This window comes from Gluconacetobacter sp. (assembly GCF_047721585.1).
Lineage (GTDB): Bacteria > Pseudomonadota > Alphaproteobacteria > Acetobacterales > Acetobacteraceae > Gluconacetobacter > Gluconacetobacter dulcium.
Genome location: NZ_JBDNXE010000115.1, coordinates 5243 through 12325, shown reverse-complemented (window position 1 = coordinate 12325; position 7083 = coordinate 5243). Strand labels below are relative to the sequence as shown.

5 protein-coding genes are annotated in these 7083 nt (G+C 67.2%); 2 read left to right on the top strand and 3 right to left on the bottom strand.

Annotated features, from left to right (window positions below; all coding sequences use genetic code 11):
* Window positions 1-2016: glycosyltransferase (locus ABF821_RS16635; RefSeq protein ID WP_415530830.1), on the top strand; the 2016-nt coding region annotated here is incomplete at its 5' end.
* Window positions 2017-2041: 25 nt separating this feature from the next.
* Here the strand turns inward: ABF821_RS16635 and ABF821_RS16630 are convergent.
* Together ABF821_RS16630 and ABF821_RS16625 are read right to left on the bottom strand one after the other, a co-directional pair.
* Complete coding sequence (locus ABF821_RS16630) at window positions 2042-3934, bottom strand: N-acyl-D-amino-acid deacylase family protein (protein ID WP_415530829.1); 1893 nt, start codon at window positions 3932-3934, stop codon at window positions 2042-2044.
* A gap of 250 nt (window positions 3935-4184) precedes the next feature.
* Window positions 4185-6227 (bottom strand): NAD(+) synthase, encoded by a 2043-nt coding sequence (locus ABF821_RS16625; protein ID WP_182973958.1) that lies wholly within the window; start codon window positions 6225-6227, stop codon window positions 4185-4187.
* A gap of 215 nt (window positions 6228-6442) precedes the next feature.
* Between ABF821_RS16625 and ABF821_RS16620 the strand changes: the two genes are divergently transcribed.
* Entirely contained in the window at window positions 6443-6619 is a 177-nt protein-coding gene (locus ABF821_RS16620) for a DUF1328 domain-containing protein (RefSeq protein WP_114729551.1), read from the top strand.
* On the opposite strand, the gene ABF821_RS16615 is transcribed toward ABF821_RS16620, so the two are convergent.
* Window positions 6573-7082, bottom strand: a complete 510-nt coding sequence (locus tag ABF821_RS16615) for a disulfide bond formation protein B (RefSeq protein ID WP_246401956.1) — start codon at window positions 7080-7082, stop codon at window positions 6573-6575. The genes ABF821_RS16620 and ABF821_RS16615 overlap by 47 nt on opposite strands.
* Window position 7083 lies beyond the last annotated feature (1 nt).

Below are 7083 nucleotides of genomic sequence, written 5' to 3'. Positions count from 1 at the left end.
CGCCTGGCCCGCCGACTGGCAGGCCCGCGCACCCCTCCCGTGGTCATGCCGCCCCCCGAACCCGCGCGGGCACGCCTGCCCGTCCGCACGGTGCTGTTCGTCTCCGGCGAACCGACGACACCGGGCACGATCTATCGCGTCGACCGCAACGAAGCCGCCTGCCGCAGGGCCGGCTACGCCACCCGCAGCCGCGCCTGCGCCGCCGTCGGCCCGGACGACATGCTGTGGGCCGACCTGATCGTCCTGTGGCGCGTGGAATATAGCGGCCATGTCGATACGCTGATCGGGATGGCCCGCGCTCGCGGCGCCCTGCTGGCCTTCGACGCCGACGACCTGGTGTTCGAACCCGCACTGGCGCGCGGCGACCTGATCGACGGCATCCGCGTCAGCTCCGCCCCGGTGGCGCGGATCGAACGCATGTATGACGACATGCAGCGCACGCTGCGACGCTGCGATTTCGGCATCGCCACCACCGACCCCCTGGCCGACCGGATGCGCCCCTTCACGCCGCTGACGGTCACCATCCCGAACATCCACGACCGGCAGACGCTGGAACGCTCCCGCCAGGCCGCCCGCCGCCGCGCGGCCACCCCGCCCGACGGGCTGGTACGGATCGGCTACGCCGCCGGCACGCGCACGCACCAGCGCGATTTCGCCCGCGCCCTGCCGGGCCTGCTGGCCGTCATGGCCCGGCGGCCAGACGTGCGGCTGGTCCTGTTCCGCGAGCCCGGAGGCGGCCGTCCGCTGCTGCTGACCGAGGAATTCCCCACCCTGCACGCCCACGCGGCGCAGATCGAATGGCGCGACATGGTCGGGCTGGACGCCCTGCCCGACGAACTGGCAAGGCTCGATATCTCGATCGCCCCGCTGGAAACCGGCAACCCGTTCTGCGAGGCCAAGAGCGAACTGAAATTCTTCGAGGCCGCCCTGGCCGGCGCCTGCACCGTCGCCTCCCCCACCGCGCCCTTCCGCGCCGCGATCCGCGACGGCATCACCGGCCTGCTGGCGGACAGCGACGCGGAATGGGCGGACGCGCTGACCCGCCTGGTGGACGATCCCGCCCTGCGCAGCCGCATGGCGCGCGACGCACTGCATACGGTCCTGTGGGAATACGGCCCGCAACGACAGGCCACCCTGATGGCACTGACCATCGCCAGCCTGGCAGGCGGCCAGACCACCGCGCTGGCCGGCGCCCAGGCCCTGGCACGCGGCCCCGCCCGAGTCCGCGCCATACCGACCATCCCCGACAGCGAGATATGCCTGCACCACGACCAGTTGCAGAACGCGGCGGTCACCGTCGTCATCACCGCGTACCAATACGCCGATCATGTCATCGAGGCCCTGGATTCGGTGCGTCACCAGACGCTCGCACCGCTGGACCTGATCGTGGTGGACGACGCCTCGACCGACGACACCGCCGCCCTGGTCAGCGGCTGGATGGCGCGCCACGGCAAGCGATTCAACCGCCTGCTGCTGCTGCGCGCCCGCAGCAATGCCGGGCTGGGCGGGGCGCGCAATATCGGCATGGCCGCCGCCGAAACCCCCTACGTCATGCAGCTCGATGCCGACAACCGCCTGCTGCCCGATGCCTGCGCGCACCTGCTGGATGCCATCCAGCGGGACGATGCCGGCTTCGCCTACCCGATCATCCGCCGGTTCGACCGGGCCTGCGGCGTGATGGGCGACCTCCCCTGGCACCCGGCACGCCTGGTGGGCGGCAACGTCGTCGACGCCATGGCGATGGTGGCGAAATGGGCCTGGGCGGCGGCCGGCGGCTATTACGTACGCCGCGACGCCATGGGGTGGGAGGATTACGACCTCTGGTGCACCCTGGCCGAACTCGGCATCGCCGGCACGCACCTGCCCGAGACGCTGGCCGAATACCGGGTCCACGACGCCGCCATGACCGACACGGTCACCGAACGGGCCGCGCACAAGCAGCGCGTGGTCGCCTTCCTGCGCGCCCGCCATCCCTGGCTCCGCCTGACCGCGCCGGACGCAAGAAGCCGGGCATAGACTGCCCGCCTTCCCCGACAACCCGTCAGGACCAATGCTTCTCCAGCGGATGATCCTTCGCCCGCATCACACGTCCATACGCGCGTTCCCCGAACCCGTCGGCGTATCCGTCCCCCTCCCACACGATCCGCCCGCCGATCATCACATTCCGCACGACGCCCACCGGACGATTGACGACCTGCCGGCACCCAAGCTGGCTCCGATGGAGAAAATGATAGGTCTCCTCCGGGTTCCACCGTTCAAGCGCAGCCGGGTCGATCACGCACAGATCCGCCTGCGCCCCCACCCGCGCCACACCCGCATTCAGGCCGAAAAATGCGGCCGGAAGCGCCGTCAGCCGATGGACGGCTCGGGAAACCTGCGCCAACCCCTCCCACTGCGCGACCTTCAGCGTCCGGAGGTTGCCGTCATAGAAACCAATATTGGCCAGATGCGCACCACTGTCGTTGAAACCCGGCAATGTCTGGTCGTGGAAGAGCAGCTTTCTGAGCGTCGCGGGATTCCGGTTGGCGATCGTCGTCTCCCAGCGCAGGTCGGTATCCCACACCCGCAGCAGATGCAGCAGAAACGCCGCGTCATCGCCGATCGGGTCGGGAAAACCCGCGAAAAACGCGGCCTCCGCGTCACGGGCGTGCGGAAAGCGACCATTGGCCGCCTGAAAGGCCAGAAGCCTGCGATAAGGCGCCTCCAGGCTCTCCCCCACCCAATGCGCCAGCGGACATTCCGCAACGAACATGTCATCCAGCCGCCGGCTCAACACCACCGTCTCACAGCGCAGGCGCCGCCGCAGCCGCGCCATGGACCATCCTTTCCCCTTTCCCGCCAACCACATTTTCCGGAAGGATGCGACCCAGCCAGGATCGTTCAGAATCCGCACCCGCCCCGGCCGATCATCAAGCTCCAGTTCGTTAAGCGCCCGAAACGCCGCAATCTCGTCCGCCAGCGGGTTGATCGCACCGTCACTCCAGATCCGGAAAGACGAAGACAGGGCCTGAAAACGCAATGCCCCCTTCAGCAGCCGGGAATTGAGAATCGAAGAGAGCAGCAGGCAGAGATGCATGGCCGACCGGCTGGTTTGCAGGTCGAGCGCCGCCAGCACGGTCGTCCTGAGCGGCCGACGGTACAGCCGCCCGCTGGTCAGCATGAAACTGCGCACGGCGGCAAAAACATCGTCCTTGGCCGGCGTCGCCTGCCACACCCGGCCATGACGCCGCACGATCTCCGTCAGCCGCGCCAGTTCCCGAAACCCGGCATATTGCGTCGGAATCCGCTTCTTCTTGTTCGGTGCATTCGCAAGAAAGTGAAACGGCAGCGCATCGGTCGAGAACCCCGCATAGCCCTGCGCCATCCCGGCTTCCAGTAACTGCTCCATGCGCGCCAGTTCTTCCGGGGTCGGCGGCCCGCTGACCGACCCGTCCAGGCCCATGACCTCGATCCGCAGCATGGAATGCGGAATCATCGGCACGACATTGGGGCCGAGCGGCAGCCCCTCCAGATGGTCGAGATACCCCTGCGAATCCCTCCACGTACAGGCATCCGCAACGCGCTTCAGAACCGATTTGGGCATGTTCTCGACCCGCGCGAAGCAATCCACGATCGGGTCTTCGCCGTCGCGCCGCTGATGGCCATAGGTCACGCCGATCGAACAATTGCTCATGACGACCGTGGTGGTGCCATGCCGCACCACTTCCGGCAGTTCGGGGGCGAGTTCCACTTCCAGATCAAGATGCGTATGGATGTCGAGCAACCCCGGCATCACCCACAATCCGCGACAATCGATCTCGGTAACCCCGGCCTCCACCGCAAGATCCCGCCCGATGGCGACAATCCTGCCGTCTTCTACGGCCACATCCGCAATAACCGGCGCTTTTCCAGACCCATCGAAAAAAATACCGTTCCGATAAACACTATCCGCCATACACCTCTCCAGAGGCGAAGCCAGGACACATAATAGACCCCGATATCACTGGACAAGAAGCCTGCGCCGTCGCTCCGACTATCTGGTCATAACAACGCAGGACCAAAGAAGTTCCAACCGGAACCCCCTCCAATTCAATCAGCTTTCAGGTCCATTTCTGTCAAAACAGAATCAATCTCTTTTCCAATGCACATCTTCGGAACAGATCGTCACCCGATACCCCTTTCGCCTGACCGCGCGCGGAGGCCGATCATGCCGCTGGAACGTTGCGCTCCAGTTCCTCCAGCCACAGCCGCGCATTGCCATCCGACGGCGCCCGCCAGTCGCCACGCGGCGACAACGCACCACCGGCCACCACTTTCGGCCCGTTGGGCATCGCCGAACGCTTGAACTGGCTGAATCCGAAGAAGCGGCTCAGGAAAACCGACAGCCAGTGCCGGATCGCCGGCAGGTCATAGGCCACCCGCCGATCCGCCGGGAAGCCCGGCGGCCACGTACCCGCCCCCGCATCGCGCCACGCGATTTCCGCCATATACGCAATGCGCGAGGGCCGGAACCCATGCCGCAGCACATGGTACAGCGTGAAATCCTGCAAGGCATACGGCCCGATCTTCTCCTCGGTGCTTTGCAGGGCCTGGTCGGCACCCGCCGGGATCAGTTCGGGCGAAATCTCGGTTGCCAGGATCGCCTCCAGCACCCGCGCCGCATCAGCCTCCACCCGGCGGGAGGCGACGACCCAGCGGATTAGATGCTGGATCAGCGTCTTGGGCAGCCCGGCATTGACGTTGTAGTGCGACATCTGGTCGCCGACGCCATAGGTACACCAGCCCAGCGCCAGTTCCGACAGATCGCCGGTCCCGATCACGATGCCCCCATGCTGGTTGGCCAGCCGGAACAGGAAATCGGTACGCAGTCCCGCCTGCACGTTCTCGAAGGTCACATCATATTGCGGCACACCATGGGCAAAGGGGTGGCCCATCTCTTCCAGCATCACCCGCGCGGTCGGGCGGATATCCAGTTCCGCCGCCGCCACGCCCAGCGCCTGCATCAGCGCCATGGCGTTGGACTGCGTGCCGGCGCTGGTCCCGAAACCGGGCATGGTATAGGCCAGCACCGCATCGCGCCCCAGACACAGTTCGTCGGCAACACGGATCGCCACCAGCAGCGCCTGGGTGGAATCCAGCCCGCCGGACACCCCGATCACCATCTTCCGCGCCCCGGTCGCCAACAGGCGCTGCTTCAGGGCCGAAACCTGGATCGTCCAGGCTTCGAAACAATCCTGCTCCAGCCGCGCCGGGTCGCTGGGCACGAAGGGAAACCGCTCGATCCGGCGCAACAGGCCCAGATCGCCCGGCGGCGGCGCCAGCGCGAAGCCGATCCGGCGCCACTCTCCGCCCTGCCGCACGACACGACAATCGGCGAACGTCCCCATCCGGACGCGTTCCTGCCGCAACAGATCCAGATCGACATCCGCCACCGCCCGATGCGGCCCCTGCGGAAAACGCTCCGTCTCCGCCAGCAGCGCGCCGTTTTCGTAAATCGAAACCTGCCCGTCCCAGGCAAGGTCGGTGGTCGACTCCCCCTCACCCGCCGCCGCATAGACATAGGCGCACAGCGCGCGCATTGATTGCGAGCGGCACAGCAGGTCGCGCTGGTCGGCCTTGCCCACCGTGATATCGCTGGCCGACAGGTTGGCGATCACCGTCGCCCCCGCCAGCGCCGCATCCGTGCTGGGCGGTGCCGGCACCCACACATCCTCGCAGATCTCGACGCCGACCACGAAGCCGGGCAGATCCTCCGCCTCGAACAGCAGGTCGGTGCCGAACGGCGCCGTCTGCCCCGCCACATGGATCGTCTGGCCGCGCAGCCCGGCCCCGGCGACGAAATGCCGGGCTTCGTAGAATTCACGGTAATTCGGCAGATAGCTCTTGGGCACCACGCCCAGCACGGTCCCGCGATGCAGCACCACGGCGCAATTGTACAGCGCGTCGCCATGCCGCAGCGGCGCGCCCGCCACCACCACCGGCATCAGCCCGGCGGTCGCCTCCGCCAGGATCGCCAGCGCGCTCCCCACCGCATCGAGCAGCACGTCCTGCTGGCGCAGATCGTCGATCGCGTAGCCTGACACACCGAGTTCGGGAAAAACCGCCAGCGCCACACCCTGGGCGTCGCAGGCGCGGACCATGTCCGCCATCCGCGCGACATTGGCCGCCGGGTCGGCCAGCGCCACCGGCAGCGTACACCCCGCCACCCGCGCGAAACCCTGACGATAGAGAGAGCGGAAATCCGGCACGATCAGTCACCCGCCTGCTGAAGGCCGCACCGGACACACGGAGCAGGCCATTGTCTTCACCCTGCCGGGCACGCATGGCCTCCAGCCCATCCCCAGAACGCCGGGACAGGCCGCAACCCGCGAATTCTCATACGAAACCGCAACCATACGGGCAGCCAGCCATTGAAACCATAACGGACCATCCGGTCCAGACACATGAATCGGAGGATATCCCGATGGACCTCTTACGCTGGACGCTGATCTTCCTCGTCCTGGCCCTGATCTCCGCGGCCCTCGGCTTCGGCGGCTTCGCGGCCGATTTCGCCTATATCGGCAAGATTCTGTTCTTCATCTTCCTGGTGCTGTTCATCGTCGGCCTCTTTTTCGGCCGCGGGAGAGGCAGTACGCTATAACCGCCAGCACACCGGCCGCACACAGCCCGTCCATCGCGGCCATCGACAGCGGCAGCGCGCCGACCAGATAGGTCGGCGCGTCGCACGGCTTCGACGGGCGCATGGGCATGGCGGCCAGACGCTCGGCGAACGTGCCGGGATGAAAGACCGGCGCGCGACATTCCGGCAGCGGGCTCGGCCACCACCCATGTTCCACCCCGACATGAACGGCCGAAAGCCCGCAGGCCGCCAGCATCACCGGAACAGCCAGCCACAGCATGGCCCGCGCCCCCTGCCCGCGCAGCAGGGCGGCCAGCAGGCCCAGCCCCACCAGCACGCGCCAGGGCCAGCGTTCCCACAGGCACAGCCCGCACGGCACGTCCCCCAGCCCGTATTCGACCCAGGCCGCAATCCCCAGCGCCACCGCCCCGGCAACCGCCAGCGCGATACCAGGCCCCCGGCCCATGCCGGTCCCCCGCCGCATC

Coding starts and splice junctions, on each gene's coding strand:
- ABF821_RS16620 (WP_114729551.1), top strand. CDS start 6,443: ATGGACCTCTTACGCTGGACGCTGATCTTCCTCGTCCTGGCCCTGATC.
- ABF821_RS16630 (WP_415530829.1), bottom strand. CDS start 3,934: ATGGCGGATAGTGTTTATCGGAACGGTATTTTTTTCGATGGGTCTGGA.
- ABF821_RS16615 (WP_246401956.1), bottom strand. CDS start 7,082: ATGCGGCGGGGGACCGGCATGGGCCGGGGGCCTGGTATCGCGCTGGCG.